General features: G+C 44.2%; 12 protein-coding genes. 6 read left to right on the plus strand and 6 right to left on the minus strand.

Annotation, left to right across the window (positions count from 1 at the left end; translation table 11 throughout):
* The first annotated feature begins 198 nt into the window (after window positions 1–198).
* On the plus strand, window positions 199–3,837 hold the full coding sequence (locus KXD93_RS01915; protein ID WP_258135170.1) for an ABC transporter permease: 3,639 nt from the start codon (window positions 199–201) through the stop codon (window positions 3,835–3,837).
* Window positions 3,838–3,919: 82 nt separating this feature from the next.
* Here KXD93_RS01915 and KXD93_RS01920 read toward each other — a convergent pair whose 3' ends face one another.
* Together KXD93_RS01920 and KXD93_RS01925 are read right to left on the minus strand one after the other, a co-directional pair.
* Entirely contained in the window at window positions 3,920–4,474 is a 555-nt protein-coding gene (locus KXD93_RS01920) for a dihydrofolate reductase family protein (RefSeq protein WP_258135171.1), read from the minus strand.
* A gap of 59 nt (window positions 4,475–4,533) precedes the next feature.
* Entirely contained in the window at window positions 4,534–5,424 is an 891-nt protein-coding gene (locus tag KXD93_RS01925) for a winged helix-turn-helix domain-containing protein (protein WP_258135172.1), read from the minus strand.
* A 150-nt stretch (window positions 5,425–5,574) separates the two neighbouring features.
* Here KXD93_RS01925 and KXD93_RS01930 point away from each other — a divergent pair, with 150 nt between their 5' ends.
* Complete coding sequence (locus KXD93_RS01930; protein WP_258135173.1) at window positions 5,575–6,675, plus strand: WD40/YVTN/BNR-like repeat-containing protein; 1,101 nt, start codon at window positions 5,575–5,577, stop codon at window positions 6,673–6,675.
* A gap of 54 nt (window positions 6,676–6,729) precedes the next feature.
* Window positions 6,730–7,737, plus strand: a complete 1,008-nt coding sequence (locus KXD93_RS01935; protein WP_258135174.1) for a ligand-binding sensor domain-containing protein — start codon at window positions 6,730–6,732, stop codon at window positions 7,735–7,737.
* A gap of 88 nt (window positions 7,738–7,825) precedes the next feature.
* On the opposite strand, the gene KXD93_RS01940 is transcribed toward KXD93_RS01935, so the two are convergent.
* Window positions 7,826–8,344: a hypothetical protein gene (locus KXD93_RS01940; protein WP_258135175.1), complete on the minus strand. Its 519-nt coding sequence runs from the start codon at window positions 8,342–8,344 to the stop codon at window positions 7,826–7,828.
* A 322-nt stretch (window positions 8,345–8,666) separates the two neighbouring features.
* Here KXD93_RS01940 and KXD93_RS01945 point away from each other — a divergent pair, with 322 nt between their 5' ends.
* Window positions 8,667–10,004 carry a serine protease gene (locus KXD93_RS01945; RefSeq protein WP_258135176.1) on the plus strand — a complete coding sequence of 446 codons (1,338 nt, stop codon included), beginning with the start codon at window positions 8,667–8,669 and terminating at the stop codon, window positions 10,002–10,004.
* A gap of 41 nt (window positions 10,005–10,045) precedes the next feature.
* Here the strand turns inward: KXD93_RS01945 and KXD93_RS01950 are convergent, their stop codons facing one another.
* From KXD93_RS01950 to KXD93_RS01960, 3 genes are all read right to left on the minus strand, one after another.
* Window positions 10,046–10,534, minus strand: coding sequence for a hypothetical protein (locus tag KXD93_RS01950; protein WP_258135177.1), 489 nt, complete (start codon window positions 10,532–10,534; stop codon window positions 10,046–10,048).
* A 202-nt stretch (window positions 10,535–10,736) separates the two neighbouring features.
* Window positions 10,737–13,412 carry a carboxypeptidase-like regulatory domain-containing protein gene (locus KXD93_RS01955; RefSeq protein ID WP_258135178.1) on the minus strand — a complete coding sequence of 892 codons (2,676 nt, stop codon included), beginning with the start codon at window positions 13,410–13,412 and terminating at the stop codon, window positions 10,737–10,739.
* Complete coding sequence (locus KXD93_RS01960; protein WP_258135179.1) at window positions 13,409–14,314, minus strand: GLPGLI family protein; 906 nt, start codon at window positions 14,312–14,314, stop codon at window positions 13,409–13,411. Before KXD93_RS01960 ends, KXD93_RS01955 begins: the two co-directional genes overlap by 4 nt.
* Window positions 14,315–14,509: 195 nt before the next feature.
* Here KXD93_RS01960 and KXD93_RS01965 point away from each other — a divergent pair, with 195 nt between their 5' ends.
* On the plus strand, window positions 14,510–15,688 hold the full coding sequence (locus KXD93_RS01965; RefSeq protein ID WP_258135180.1) for a sensor histidine kinase: 1,179 nt from the start codon (window positions 14,510–14,512) through the stop codon (window positions 15,686–15,688).
* A complete protein-coding gene (locus tag KXD93_RS01970; RefSeq protein ID WP_258135181.1) occupies window positions 15,685–16,383 on the plus strand; it encodes a LytR/AlgR family response regulator transcription factor in 699 nt (232 codons plus the stop codon). Before KXD93_RS01965 ends, KXD93_RS01970 begins: the two co-directional genes overlap by 4 nt.
* Window positions 16,384–16,433 lie beyond the last annotated feature (50 nt).

Consider the following 16,433-nt stretch of genomic DNA (forward strand, 5'->3'; position numbering starts at 1 on the left):
TGGGTTCAAGCGGGACGTATGAACCGGCAGGATAATAAAAAAAATTGCAGGAATCTCCTGAAATCAAATGCCCCTATTTAGCTAAATCTTATGCGCTATTCAAAACCGAACGGCCAAATGTTCGGTTACGTTACAATAAATTGCGCAAATAAAATGCTGTTTGCTATATATCAGTAACTTAGTAAACTGGAACAGGCTTTGAGCCAATCAAAACACTTGAATGCATACACCTTCCATATCACCCTCTATGACCTTGCCTTACAGGGAACAGTATTTATCGGGCTGACTTTTATCCTGCTGATGTGGTTTACCAAAAAGGTCAACCGGGCGGCGAACAGGTTTCTTGGCCTGGCGCTTGGCGTAGTCGTTTTGTGGATGGTTTGGGTGTTGTGCGTTGACATCAGACTGACTGCCTGCCTTCCGCACTGGAGCTGGCTGCCGCTACAGTTTTCGATGGCACTCGGCCCCCTTATATTTTTTTATGTACTTAAAGTAACCCGACCTGAATATAAATTACTGCGGAAGGATCTGCTGCATTTTAGTCCCTTATTGCTGGAATTGAGCGCCCAGGCGCTGGAAGTTAGCGACAGTATAAAAACCGGAGCAGCTACTTATGATACGCTGATATTTCATCAACTGAATCCGATATTTCAATTGCTGGCGTTTATTTCAGTCACCATATACTTATATCTGTCGTACAGGCTGATACAAGCTTTTTATCAACGACTAAAATTTACCGGCGGCGACCGGTACCGTTACGAATTGCGCTGGCTGCATCGCTTATTGATGGGGTTCGGCATGTTATGGTTATTGTGGATCCCTTTTAAAGCTGTCGATTATTTTTATTATCATAACCAGTTAGGCATCCATGCTTATTATCCCTTATACCTGCTTTTAGCGGCTGCTGCTATCTGGATGGCGGCCGCAGCTTTTTTAAGAGAGGAGGCTGGCACGCCGACCGAACCTCCTTCGTTTTTAAAGGCGCCGCTTCCTGCGGAAATGAAGCAAAGGGGTATTTGGTTAAAGAAGGCTGTACAAGCCGGCCTGTATTACCAGGACCCTGAACTGAGCTTAAGCTTACTTGCTCAAAAACTTGAGCTGACTACCCATGAACTATCACGGATCATCAATACGGCGTTCAAAAAAAGCTTCAATGATTTCATCAATGAATACCGGGTTCGGGATGTGGCCGGTAAAATGCGGGATCCGGCCTATGACCGGATAACCTTATTGGGTATGGCATTCGACGCCGGATTTAACTCCAAAGCCACCTTCATCCGGGCCTTCAAACAATTGACCGGGAAAAATCCCGCAGAATATAAGCGCGAACTCGAAAAAGAGGTTTCAAGTTATCATTTGCAACCTCACTCCCGAACGAGACAGCTAATTTTAGTTCCTGAAGCCTCTACATGGTCTCATGAACAATTAAATTACAATTCTATGTTTCGCAATTATTTGAAAATCGCGTGGCGCAACACCGTGCGCAGCATCTCCTACAGTTCTATTAACATGATCGGCCTCGCCGCCGGTTTGTGCAGCTTTATCGTTATCCTGCTGTACATGAACTATGAATTGAGCTACGACAAGTGGAGCCCCGAACTGAATAAAGTTTATCATGTTTCATTACGCCAAGATGAAGACTTTTTAAAAAATACACCAAACCCGCTAGCCGGTTTCCTGGCGCAAAAATATCAAAATGCCGAGGCGGCTACCATGTTACAATCGTCGGGTGATCGAGAAAGCCTGCTGGCTGCAGGTGAACGTAAAATTTATCAGAAAAATATCGTTTCGGCCGATTCGAATTTCTTAAAGGTTTTTCCTTATAAGCTGGCAACCGGCAATGCGGCTACTGCACTGAACGCGCCCGGGACCGCTATACTGACCAGGGACCTGAGCCGTAAATTATTTGGCAATGAAGACCCCATGGGCAAATCGATCAAACTAAACGATCGTGCTGACCTGATGGTAACGGGTGTATTGGAAGACCAGCAGGGAGCCACACACCTGCCTGTCGGAATGATCATACATGACCCCTGGGGCAGGTCAAATCTTTCCTGGGGAGACTATTCCTGTCAAACCTATATCAAGCTCAGGCGGGCGGAAAACGACACAACGGTTGAAACAGCCATCAACCGGCTTTATTACAATGATCACATCAAAGCCGGTGGCGTATCTTTCGAAAACTATACTAAAGCCGGCGCTAAAACCAACCTGTTTATTGACCAGGTGTCACGTTTTCACAATTTCCCGAAACATGGCAGCAGTAATTTTTCAACGGTGACCATTCTCCTGGTTTTAGCTATACTGCTGCTGCTGGCCGGGGCCATTAATTTCAGCAACCTGGCCATCGCGCAATCTATCAGCCGGGCAAAGGAGGTCGGCATACGCAAAGTAATGGGAGCGGGCCGTATGCCATTGATCCTTCAGTTCATGGCCGAAACTTCACTGCAATGCCTGGCAAGTTTGATCTTAGCGGTTATCCTGCTGGCTTGGGGAATACCCTATATCAACCGTTCATTTAATATCGGCATCGGTTTTTTGCAACCGCACGAAATGCTGCGTGTTGTCATTCAATTAATAAGTTGTTTATCGGGAATTATCCTTCTTTCAGGGTTATATCCCGCGGTCTATCTCTCGAAATTTAATGCCGTCGATGTTTTAAAAGGTATTTATTCTACAGGTGGTAAAGGAACATTATTCCGCAACGGTCTCATCGTAGTGCAGTTTATGGTATCGGTGTTTTTTATCACCGCCATCATTGTTATTAAAAGCCAGCTGAGTTTTATGCAAATGAAGGACAAGGGTTTTTCGGCTGATCAATTGATGCGCCTGGAGACGAAGCAGCAAACCCGTGGACAAGGTTTTGATCATACCCGCAACTTGCTGCTTTCGGTACCAGGAGTTATTTCCGTTGCCAAAACAACAAGTGTTCCGGGAGATAGTTTTGGCGTTGACACCTCGACGATCCCATTCAAGAGCAAGGGCGCAGCCTATCGTATGCAGTCGGTCTCGGTCAGTACCGATTATTTCAAAACCCTTGGCGTGTCTTTAAAAAAGGGCCGGCTTTTCACTGATGATGTTCAGGATCAGAAAACACGGTCGGCTGTTATTAACGAGGCAGCAGCCCAAAAATTGGGACTGCGCGATCCTGTCGGAGAGGTCATCGCCTTCCCTGGTTGTGACAGTACTTCCGTACGGATCGTAGGCGTGGTTAAAGATTTTAATGTGCAGGGATTCGAAAACGTTATACAGCCCGTGGTGTTTACTATTGGTAACCATCAACCATGCCTGATGCAATTTGGCGGCACCATGCTTGTTAAATTGGACAGCAGGCATGCCCAGCGATCTATCGCCGGAATCACCCAGATCTGGAAAACGATAGAACCTGGCTTTCCGCTTCGCTACTCTTTCGTTGATCAGAATTTTGAAGCTTTATTGAGTTCATACGCACGCCTGGAAAAGATCATTATGTTTTTCGGGCTCGTGGCCATCACGATCTCCCTGATGGGCTTGTTTGCGCTCACTGCCTTTTTTACCCGGCAACGCACAAAAGAAGTTGGCGTACGGAAAGTATTGGGCGCCACAGTACTGCAACTCGCCACCCTGTTAAGCAGGGATTTCATCTACCTGGTGCTTTTATCGGTTTTCATAATTACGCCTTTTACCTGGTGGGCGATGCAAAAATGGCTGCAGACCTTTGCCTACCGTATTGATATAAGCTGGTGGATATTTTTCGTTGCCGGCGTAACAGCAATCGTCATCGCAGTAATTACCGTAAGCTTTCAGTCCATCAAGGCAGCATTGGCAAATCCGGCTGATAGTTTGAGGAGCGAGTAAATTGGCGTGTGATCGGTATTATCACCCTAATGTGTTGTTCAAAACCGGGGTTTATTGTAAGTATTCGACACCGATCGGGTTATTATGCGCGCTTCTTATAATGAAGCGCTATAACTCCCGATTTAAAAGTCTTTGTCGCTACATGCTCTAAATTGAGTTTCTCAGCCAGGGTGCCGTCCTCTACCAGGCGCGGCCCCTGGCCGGTGATCACGGGGGCAACGAAGAAATGATACTCATCGATCACACCTGCCTGTGCTAACTGCGGGATCATGCTTACCGTGCCAACGTAAATGTTTTTGCCCGGCGCCTGCTTCAGTTTTAGCAGTTCTTCCACGGGGTCTGTACTGACAATACGCGTATTGTATTCAGCGCTGTCTAAGGTTCGCGAAAAAACAATTTTGTCGATGGCGGTGAGCCTTTGACCAAATTCAGTATCTAATTCGTCGCCCCAATTGGCCTCGTCGGCCCAATAGGGAAACATGATCTCATACATTTTGCGCCCGTAGGCAATAAGGTCAACATCCTGATTCATCAGGTCGTTAAAATACCCACCAACTTCCTCATCGGGGGCTGGAAGACTCATGTGGCCCACGCAGCCATCGATACTCATGTTGATGGCTAAGATTACCTTTCTCATAGGTTGTTTTTAGTTGCCATCCAGTTCAAGCGCGGGACGCCTGGACTGGAAGGGGCTTCTTAAGAGCTAATTTCAAGCTTATATCCCTTACCTCTAATAACAACAATGTTGATATTCGGCTCAGGTTCCAGCTTTTTTCTAAGTTTTGATATGAACATATCCAGGCTGCGCCCCACAATAACACCTTCATCTTCCCAGATCTCTTTTTGCAGCCGGCTTCTTTCTATAGTCTCATTTGGAGACAATGCGAAAATGAGCAGCAGGCGTGTTTCCGTTCCGGTGAGGTCTATTGTACTTCCATTTATACTGAGTCTCCGATTCTTCGCATCGAATAACACCGCGCCTAAAGTGAACATGTCAGTATGCTGACCGCCAGGCAGCGCTCTCCGCGGCTTAACGGATCTGAAAAAAATAAACCCAACAAAGGCTAAAAATGGCAGGCTGCCCAAAAGGTATCCGGTCTTTGCTGTGATTATACCCCCCGGTTTGAATTTAATGTTGATCATGTAACACGCCCGGGGTTGCTTTCTTCCTCTGCATGTTATAATATCATCTTTTTTATTTTTGGATATCGCGTATCCATAGGCTACACCAGCGTTGCCACAGTTCACAACGTTGACAACATAATCACTTGCCAGCGGGTCTTTGGCCAGCAAACGGCTGGTAGTATTCACCAGGGAGTCTGGTTGAAAAGTGAGTTCATGCTCAAAACTGATCTGGTATTCATTTTCTGCAATCTTTTTTACCGGGAGTACCCTCGAAGTACTGTCGCCTGACTGTAAGAGCAGTTCATGTCCGATCCTGCGGAGTAAAACTTCTCTCCTGGCGATATCAAAGTCATCACCGCCGGTCATACTGAAAGCCACGCAGATTACAGAACTAAATAAGAGTAGTATCAGTGCGAACAGGTACTTGCGTTTCCCGGCGAGGAGGTTTCGGCTAAGATGCATAGTGTCAAGTTTTTATTTACAAAGTTTACATTTTTATTTACAATCCAAATTCTCCGGGCCGAAAAATATCAAAGTAATTTTGCTGAATCAATTCTGATAAGGATCATAAAATAGATTATGAAACATATGTTTTACTTTAAATTTAAAAAAATGAAAAGATTATTTGTAGTTATTCCGGCTGTCCTCCTTGCATTATTTCTACTAAATTCTTTTGTACTAAAAGAAAAGAAAGCGGGAGAGAAAACAACAAAAGGGGCTAAGTCTGGGCCTGTAACCATAATTTTCAGATCTACTGATGGCGGACAAACATGGCAGGACATTAGCAAGGGACTGCCTGAAAAATTGCAGAGGGAAGGTGTGTGGAGAGATGGTTTATTTGCAAATGACAGTGGGCTCTATTTACGTGCAGGAAATGGGATATATCACAATGAACCAAATTCCACAACTTCTTTTTGGACAAAAGAAATTTTTCCTGGTAATCAGCGTAACATTGCCCCAGGCAGGAACGGGATATTTGCATATGATTTCAGGGGCCAATTTTTAGAAAAAATAAACGGAAAGAATAATTGGTCATCCATGTACACGAATTTTCAAGAGCAAGCCGTACGCATTAACAGAACGATAGATTGGATGTACACGAATTATAAAGAGAAACAAGTAAGCAGCGTTTTTGAAACTACGGGAGGCACGGTTTTCGTCGGCTCCAACAACGCCGTTTATAAATCTACTAACAGTGGGAAAACCTGGAAATATGTGCATGTTGGAGGCTGGGTAATGAAAATGGTAGAGTCAAACGGTGTACTCCTGGCTGCCAGCTCACAGGGAATATTAAGATCGACCGATAATGGTGAAAACTGGGACCGTGTGATTAGTGAAGGGGGTGCTGGTATCGCTGTGGAACGTATAGATGGAGGATTTGCTGCTATAGTCTACAACACAATAACCCAAACAAACAGCGTACATATTTCACTGGATAGTGGAAAAACCTGGAATGACATAGGAGAAGGACTTCAACCTTCCTGGAGTAGTTTATTAATGAAAAAAATAGGCTTACTTAAATCTTCATCGAATATTTTCTCAATTAAACAAATGGGTAAATATTTAATATGTGGCGGCTCAGATGGTATATTTCGGTCATCTGACATGGGCAAAACATGGAAAAAACTGTCACTTCCTGCTATAGAAAATTATGGCTTCAATTTATCTGTTTCAGGTAACGTGATGTATGTCATACCCAGTAAAGGATGTTAAAAAAATTCAAACTCCACAAAAATTTTTAGGTTTTTTGAAGTTCATAAAAGTAAAATGATAAAATATCTTCCCGTCTACACCTTGTTCCTGATGTTTGTTTTGTGCACTTCCTGTGGAGGACAAAACAAAACAGACCTCCCAAAAGACAGTATAAAGTCCGAACCCAAAAGCGTAATCACTTCCGCCGGACCTGAATGGATCACCCGAAATATCATAAAAGATAGAAAGGGCAACATTTGGATTGCTGCATTTGATGGTATTTTTTGGTACGATGGAAAATCTTTTACCAATATTACAAGTAAAGTGAGCCGCGCACGCTTCTTTTCTGTTTTGGAAGATAGAAAAGGAAACTTTTGGTTTGGCTCTATCGGTTCAGGTGTTTATCGTTACGATGGGAAATCTTTTCGAAATTTCACAACAAAAGAGGGGCTTGCCGGTAATGGGGTTACTTGTATTTATGAAGATAAAACCGGTAATATTTGGTTCGGCACTGAAGGCGGAGCAAGCCGTTATGATGGGAAGTCCTTTCGAAATTATACAATGAAGGGAGGTTTGCCTAGTAATGATGTTAACGCTATCATTGAAGATAAAACTGGAAAACTTTGGTTTGGCACAAGGGGAAATGTCTGCGTTTACGATGGAAAAACATTTACCGTTTTCACCCATGAGGACAAACCCTTTAAGAATGTTCGTTCTATAATCGAAGATAAAAAAGGCAAAATCTGGCTTGGTGGACCTGATGGTCTTTGGTGTTATGATGGCGGTATATTTACCAATTTCACACAGAAGTTTGTTGGTTATATAATGGAGGATAAAAAAGGCAATATTTGGACTAGTTCAGAAAGGGATAATAGCCAGGCCTGGGCACTTTCCCGGTATGACGGAAAGTCCTTGTCTGATAAAAAGCCAACGGTAGCCGAAATAACAAATAAACCAATGATTTTCGGGATTTTAGAAGATGATGAAGGAAGTATTTGGTTTGGCGCTGTAGATGGCGTATATCGTTATGATGGAAGTACCATTACAGGTTTTAACGGCAAAGTGCTTAGTAATAACTTTTAGAGCCGATAATTGAGACGAATGGGATATTTTCCCCGCCGCCGGTTCAAGCGGGACGTTTAAACAGGCAGGGGAGAAGCAATATGTATCCTCAATAATCCTTCTTAATTTTCTCTGCGTTAAATATACTGTCTGCCTGTTTTCGCGATATCGTTCTGGTACTATCGCCTACGGCGAAATAATAAAATATAGAATCCTTGCCTTTTCCTTTCGCATATTCGGTCCTTATTTTCATGGATCTTTTAATACTATCAATAGGTTTCAAATTATACCAATCCATCTCATAATCTGCTGTATAGGAATCAATAGAAATATGTTTACTGGTATGTCCTATAATATCTTTTTTCCCTTTCCAGTTAACTGAGAAACTTCCTCTGTTTTCTATAGTCCAATCAGCGGGAATTATAGGTATGCCCAGGCTTTGCCGTCTGTAGTTAAACGCTTTGCCAAATTTATCCAGGGAAACATTTCTGTTGAATTTCGTAATTTCCTGGTAAGCCGTATATCCAAAGTAGGCGTAAAGCAAGCATAGGAACATAATATTCCTCCAAATATTTTCTTCTTTTTTCTTTATCCTGGTATAAAATATACCGGAAAGAATCAGGAACATGCAAACTAACTTACAGATTAACCAATAAAATGATTGTAATTTGATATAGATATCCAGATATAACCACAGGCATAGAAACAGGATAATGAAGCACGTACGAATTATGTTGTTTCTTTTCATTGTGGTGAGGCCCCGGACTTTACGAAGTTACAGATTTTTCATATTAAGTTATGCTGTATATTGTCGTTATATTGATTGATTTTTGATTCTAATCATCAATCGAAAAATCTCCTATTAAATATTATCGCGCCGGTTCATACCTCAACCCCTTATTTGCTTTCCTTTAATCTATTCAATACTTTTAGCATATAAAACCTTAAAAATGAAACCGATCAACCGGGGCATGCTGGTGCCGAAAATACTTGTTGCTTTATTATTGTCTTTTTGCTTCGCCGGCGCGCAGGCCCAAATTGACGATCTGCACATCGACAGCGCGTTGGCTGCATTGCCCGACGTAAAGGTGATCGCTAAGGTTAAACATTTGCCTGATAGGCTGGATTATCAGCTGACGGTGAAGCAGCCAATTGACCATAACAACCCTTCCATCGGCTATTTTTACCAGCAGGTGCATCTTATTCACCGCGGGTTCGATAAGCCAGTGGTGATGGAAACTGAAGGCTACAACGGCAGGAGCGGCGGTAACGAGGTGGAAAAAATGCTGCACTGCAACAACCTGGACGTAGAGTTTCGCTTTTTTAATAAGTCGAAGCCTGATTCGCTGCAGTGGCAATACGCTACATTTGAACAGGCCACCGCCGACCTGCACCATATTAACCAGGTATTTCATCAATTATACGCCAATAAATGGATCAGCACAGGGATAAGTCGCGGTGGCGAAACCACGCTTATTTACCGTTACTTTTACCCGGATGATGTTGCGTTATCTGTGCCGTACGTGGCGCCGATGCCCAATGATATTGAGGATAAAAGGGTGTACACCTTCCAGGATACTGCCGGCGGTGCCGAAATGGTAAAAAAGATAAAGCATTTCCAGCAGTTTTTGTTGCAGCACGAGGCCGAAGCCCTGGCGAAAGTACCGGAACACGAAAAAAACCTGCATTATACCGCAGTTGGCAGCATAGGCGCTGCTTTTGAATATGCTGTATTGGAATACCCGTTTGCCTTTTGGCAAACAACCGTCTATACCGATAAGGACGTACCCACGGGCGATAACCTTGACGATTACCTGGCCCAGCTAAAAGGTACCTTTAACGGGCATATAGTTGGTGATTTTTCGGACGAGGATGCGGTGAATGGTTTTCTGCCCCACGCTTATATGACCTATCAAATGGGCTACTACAAATACCGCCTGAAGCCTTTTAAAGCTTACCTGCATTATTTGAGCGGCGAAAATCCATCGGCCGCCTTCTTGCCGCCTGCTCTTCCGCGTAAGGAATATGATCCAAGTTTTGACCGGAAGGTAAATAAATGGGTGGCCGAACACGGCAATAATATCTTGTATATCTATGGCGGCCGCGATACCTGGACCGCCTGTAAAATGGTGTATAGCGACAAGGTGAACGCTAAGACATTTATAGTGCCCGGCGCCAACCATTACGTTGCAAGGGTAAAAATGATGTCGCCCCAAATGAAGCAGGACTTTGCAGCTTCGCTCGAAAGTATGACTGGTTTAAAGCCGGATGTTAGCGCGCTGAAATAAGGGGTTAATCAATCGAATGCTCTGTCAAGCGTGCCATTTCACTATTTAATTGAGTTAAGGAGTGTTTGTTCTAATTTTTTAGGTTCATTCGTGCCTATCCTATACGTTTTACCATTTTTTAGTTTGATTTCAACTGCATCAAAACCGGAAATGTTGTAAATCAACATTTTGGGCCATAACCATTTTCTTATTCCCCATCCATAATGCCACTGATTTTTTACGGTTTTAGCGGACATTATATCATTAAGCGAAAACTTTTTTTGATAAATGCCAAAGCTAAATTTGATTCTCAAATATTTTTCATCAATAACTACCTGAAGTGAAACAAGGGACGCAAGAATAAACAGAATCAGCGCCATTAAAAAGGTAATGACAAAATTTGGACCGGAGTCGGCCGAGTCTGGCTCGGCAGAGCCCGTAATATAAACCTTTGCGAAAAGCGCGAACACGGCTAGCGTAACAACCAGCACCAGGTAGCTAATTTGGGTGTGTTTGTAGTTCGTAACATCGCTAAATGTTTTTGTTTCCATTTCTATGATAATTATGATTTAAAAGCTGTTAGAAATTCAAAAATATAAAAAGAACTTTGAATTGCAAAGTAAATTAAGATTATATTTCTCCTGTCAAAGCATTTTGCCTGGACACTAAAGGTTTAAGCGCTTGAATTAAAAGACGAATGCTGTTATTCATATGTATCATATAATTTACAACATTCGTATTCCAATAAAACTGTTAGATATTAAACATTATTTTAATCATTATAATTCTCCCCGGGAGGGTATATGAACTGGCCGTCAATGTATTTGCCGACAGGTAGAGCGCATTATAGGTTTTTACGTTGAGGAAATTAACAGCGCTGAGTTCGAAGTCGGTTTTCCATTTAATTGCTCTAAACTTTAAGGATGCATCTGCAAAAAAATACTTCAGATCGGGGTTGCCCTGCTGCCGGGTGAAATAATGCTCGCCGGATAATTTGAATTGCACATCATCGGCGGGGTCGTAGTTAACCGAAGCCTGCTGCAACAATTGGTCGACTCGAAAAGCTGAAGCCTCCACCGGCGAATGACTTCCGGTTTGCGTCAATGTGGCTTTGTAGTTGAAATTTATCACGTCGCTCACTTTGGAATCGGCGCTCATATTCAATGTTTCGGATGTAGTGTTGAACGGTAATAGCGTGTTATTCTGGATCTGCACCGAGCGGCTGCTTTGCCACTGCATGGCTCCGCTAAAGGTGGTGCGCAGCGCAAATGAATATTTGCTGATGGAGCCGTTGAGCATCCACGAATCGGTGCTGTTGGGATAGGGCAGCACAATACCCTTCTGTATATTATTGGTGATCACACTCGATGCGATGTTATTGGCTCCGGTATGGGTATACAGCGCATTAATGCTCCAGAAAAATAAGGTAAGGGCCTTGCGGTAGCTGAAACTGCCGCCCGCCTGCTGGTTTTGCTGCTCGGTGAGGCTGGCATTATTGGCATACAGCGTGCGGTAATCGGTCAGGATATATCCCGGGTAAACATTCTGTATAGTGCCAATTTCATTACGGTAACTGTAAATAAAGTTCAGGTAATCCTCTGCGCTCACCTGGTATTTTAGGCGCAATTGCGGATTAAAATATAACCGTGTAAGGTTCTTATTCAAGGCATATAAACTATCGGAATAATTGATTTGCTGGAGCGTAAGGGGCAAGGTGAGGTTTGCTTTCAGCACTGTGCCGGGCAGGTCGTAGGCCGCTTCGGCATACAGCTTTTTCTTTGTCCAGTTTAAATGGTTCAATGCACTGTCCGACTGCAGGTTAACGCTGTTGTTATTTTGCACGACATTCAATCCCGACGTAAGTGTTTGCGATTGAACGCTAAAGCCAGTTCTGTAACTCTGTGTGATGAGGTTTGACGGGATCTTAAACGAGAAATAATTGTTGGTGTACCAGCTGGGTATATTCACATTTTGTAACAGTTGCGCGTAAGGCACATTGTTATTGAATATCGCGGCGTTGTATCCCGGGCCGATCGCCAGGTTCTCCGGCTCGGCAGAATGGCTGACGTACGAGTAGGCCTGGATAATATTATTCGACTTTAACGACTTGATCAAATTGAATTCGTTCGAAAAATTTAGGGTATTATCCTTAAATACCTGGTTAACTGCAGAACTGCCGGTTTGCAATCCCGAATAATTGGTTATGTTTTTATGATCCATCAGCAAGGCATCGTTCAGGTAATATTTATCCCTGTTAATGTTCAGCGTAAATTGTGCGTGAAAGATACCAGGAATTGAACGGTTGCGCTGTATCTCCTTGTATTTCACCGTGTCGCCGGGCAAAAAGACGGTGGTTTGCTGGCTGTAGTCCTGGCGCTGTGTGTCATGTACATAATACGCATTAACCTTCAACTGTACATTTTTTTTCAGATTGATGAGGTTGTTTAGGTTAAGGACACCCGACCGGTCAAATAAATACCTGTTTTCTGCCAGTTGCGGGGTATTAACTGCGCCCAATGAAAGTACCGTGGCAGGCAAAGCATTGTCTATCCGCTGGTTATAGTCGGTTAAGTTATGTGATAGCACGTCTTGTTGCACATCGTAGCCGGTATTGTTGCCCCCCAGGTAATTGATCGCCTTGTAACTGTCCTTAAACATCAGGGCATTCAAATCGACGTCGTAATTACCCGGCAGTCCAACGCCGATGCTTTCCTGCCCCATCAAATGCAGCTTTGCACCCTTTTTAATCTCCAGGTTTAGCGCCACATCATCGCTCATTACCTTGTTTCGCAATGCTTTTATGGGCTGGTCATTTTGAATTACCTGAACCTGGTTAACGGCCACCTGCGGAATACTGTTGGTGGCAATACTGTATTTATCGTCGAGCAGGTTATCGCCGCCGATATACACAGCCGAAATCGGCTTGTTGTTATAACTGATCGTCCCGTTAGCGGCGACAGTTATGCCTGGCAGCTTTTTGATCACCTCGCCGATCGTCCTGTCCTGCGGATTAGCGAACTCCGACACTTTGTAACTCAGCGTATCGCCGTGGGTGCGTAATATCGGCCGGCTGCTTTTAATTACCACTTCCTGCAAATGATTAGATGCCGTCGCCAGGGTAAAATCAAGGAGCGCATCAAAGCTTGTTATGCTTTTCACCACGGTTTTGTAACCGAGGCAGCGCGCCTCGACCGCCAGGCTGTTTGCAGCGGCATTCGCAGGAACCTGCAACGCAAAGCTACCCTTGCTATCAGTAACAGTATAGGCCACAATGGCATTGCCAGCGCTATTCTTCAGGCTAATGGTGGCATACGGAACCGCCTTCCCGGTACTATCTTTCACCGTTCCCTTTACCGTTTGGGCATAGCCCCATGCAGCAAGTAAAACGCATAAAAGCGTCAATCCTGCAGCCCTCACCAACTGTATCATTTCTTTTCCTGTAATTCTACCGGGTTATTGGTCACAGGGCCACGGGGAGCAGGACCCTTTGCAACCCTGATGTTATCCATTTTAACCCCATCGGCGCGATTGCCCGCCATAATGGCTTGTGCAAATGCCTGGGGGTCTTTCTCCATGGTCGCCTTCAGTTTATCAAATTCCTTTTGTGTGGCTTTGATAGCTTTGGCCGGTGGTTGAATCAAATTCTGGTCATCGTTCAAGCCCCGTAATATGGGAGGGAGGTCCGCATCAGCAGGCCCGGTGTAAGGCGGCGCAGGGACTGCTTTTTCCACCCCGTCAAACTTAAATACCACTTCGTTTTTTGCATCGTGTGCGTCTACAATTACGCCGGGCAAGCCGTTTAATTTCCAGGGGCCGGTATGCATCGGCAGATCGGGGCAAAACCATGCGGTGTAGTCCCTGCCTTTAAAATAACCGATGGCTTTCTGGCAGTGCAAGCCGCCAAAAGTCGCTGTATCACCACTGATCTTCCAATCGATCGCCGGTATCGGTGCCTCTATCAGGTAGTTGTTGAACATCAGGTTATCTTTCGTGAACAATTTTTGTTCATTCGGGAACTGGTAATATTCTACGGGTGTACCTGCACCCCGTCTATTTATCCTGGGCTGCCCATCCGGGCTGGCAGCCACCGCCTCGGCATACGCCTTTTTAAATTGGGCATTTGCTGAGATTCCGTCGTAACTTTTATAAGAACTTGCGCTTTGACCCACAAATAGCACCATGTTTTCCGTGTAGGGGTGAGCCCGGTCCGTGGTATCCCTTACGTGGGTAAATTTGTAATGCACCAGCACCCGCGCCGTATCTGGTTTTTGGGCTTCAGCGGTAACAAATGCCCACAGTAAAGCGATGGTTAGTAGTAATTGCTTTTTCATAATTCATGATGTTTTTAAACAATACTATTTACGTGACACCATTTCTTAAAAACTTTGGTACCAATGCGGGTTTAGTATGCTTGAAACACGTTTATTTGTTATCCGGGATTTCAAATTTGTTGCGTTTGACTATCAAATTGGAAGATTAATCACCTAATTTTTTGATGGCAACTGCGATATTTTACCTTTGTTAATATGCATTCGGCTAAAAAAAGACTTAGGATAGAAATATTACTGCATCTGCTGTTTTGGGCAGGTGTTTTCTATACGCTGACCTCCCTAAACAATTCGCATATTCATGTATGGGCCAAAACCCGCCATGTAGTCAGCGATCAGTATTCAGACACGTCCATTTCATCCTATGTTTATCTTATCCTCATTTTCCTTGCGGTGCTTTTTTATGGTAATGTATTCTGGGTATTCAGAAAAGCTATCCGATATAAAAACATCCTGGTTCGTCTGGCCATATGCGCCGGATGGTTCTTGTTGGTCTTCGGCGCCAATTACTTTACAGTTGGTCCCCTGTTTGACAATGCCAACCAGGCTATTGAGCCACCTCCGATGCCACCCGCTCAGTTTAAAAAACTCGGCGTTATTAAGGACGATTCTGAAGTAAGGCTACACCGTCGTCTTGACGGTCCGGATCCAAAGCGTGTCGGTGTCATCAACTTCATGATCAGCGACTGGATGCATCTGCAGCCAATCCTGCTATTCGCCTTTTTGGTGATACTGGGCATATCCTTCGCTTACTTCTTCCTGAAACAATGGGCCAAAAGCGAACTCGTCCAGCTGAGTACCGAAAATAAGTTCCTCAGGTCGCAGGTGAACCCGCATTTCCTGTTCAATACGCTTAATAACCTATTTTCGATGGCGCAAAGCAAAGGGAACGATGAATTGGCCGACGGCATTTCCAAGCTTTCAGGCATGATGCGCTATATGCTCTACGAGAGCAACGAGGAGCGCGTGCCGCTGAGGCAAGAGATTGAATACCTGCAGAATTGTATCGTGTTAAACAAATTGCGTTATGCTGATGAAGAGGTAAAAGTAATATTTGATTACCCTGATAAAATCGAAGGTATATTTGTCGCTCCCATGGTTTTTATACCTTTTATTGAGAATGCTTTTAAGCACGGGGTATCCATTGGGACTTCGTCGCAAATCAAGACCTCTATTTCGCTGACTGATAAGCAACTGATGTTTTATTGTGAGAACGCCAATTATAGCTTTATAAAAAAAATGGAAATGGGAATAAGCGGCATCGGCCTGGGAAATGTGAAACGAAGGCTGGAGCTGGTTTACCCGGCCAAACACAGCCTGGTGATTAATGATGAGGATGGAAAATTTATGGTTAAACTCCAAATCGATCTGTCATGATAACCTGCATAGCCATTGACGATGAACCAAAAGCCCTGGAGGTTATAGAACGGTATTGCAAAAACAGCAGCCTTGTAGATTTGAAAGCCAGCTTCCGCGAACCGGTCAAAGCGATAGAATACCTGAACCGGGAAAAGGTGGACCTGATCTTCCTCGACATTAACATGCCCGATATCAATGGTATGCAACTGGTGGAGACGCTGTGGTCAAAACCGATGATCATATTCACGACCGCCTATAGTACCTATGCTGTAGAAAGTTACGGCCTGAACGCCATCGACTATTTGCTGAAACCAATCACCTTTGAACGGTTCCTGGCGGCCCTTAATAAGGTCGCGAACCTGGTGGCCACAAAAAACAATACCACTACCAGGCATGATGAAGCGGCGACTATTTTTATCAAAAGCGGTCCGCAAACCTACCAGGTGAAAATAGCCGATATCCTGTACCTTGAAAAGGACGGCAATTACATTGCCGTTCACCTAAAGGATAAACAAATACTGATCCGCGAAAACATGAGCGACATTTTTAACCTCGTCCCGGCCGCCGGTTTTGTGCGGGTACACAAATCGTATGTGATAGCCGTCAGGCATATTACGATGATAGAGGTGCACCAGCTGATCATCAACGGCGAGAAAATTCCTATCGGCAGTACCTACCGCGAAGCATTACTTGCGAGATTGGGAATGAGCTAACGTTTTTAAGAGGGCGTTTAATAAATCCCACATGTTAAAATTTGTGGGAT

The organism is Mucilaginibacter phenanthrenivorans, assembly GCF_024721155.1.
Classification (GTDB): Bacteria; Bacteroidota; Bacteroidia; order Sphingobacteriales; family Sphingobacteriaceae; genus Mucilaginibacter; species Mucilaginibacter phenanthrenivorans.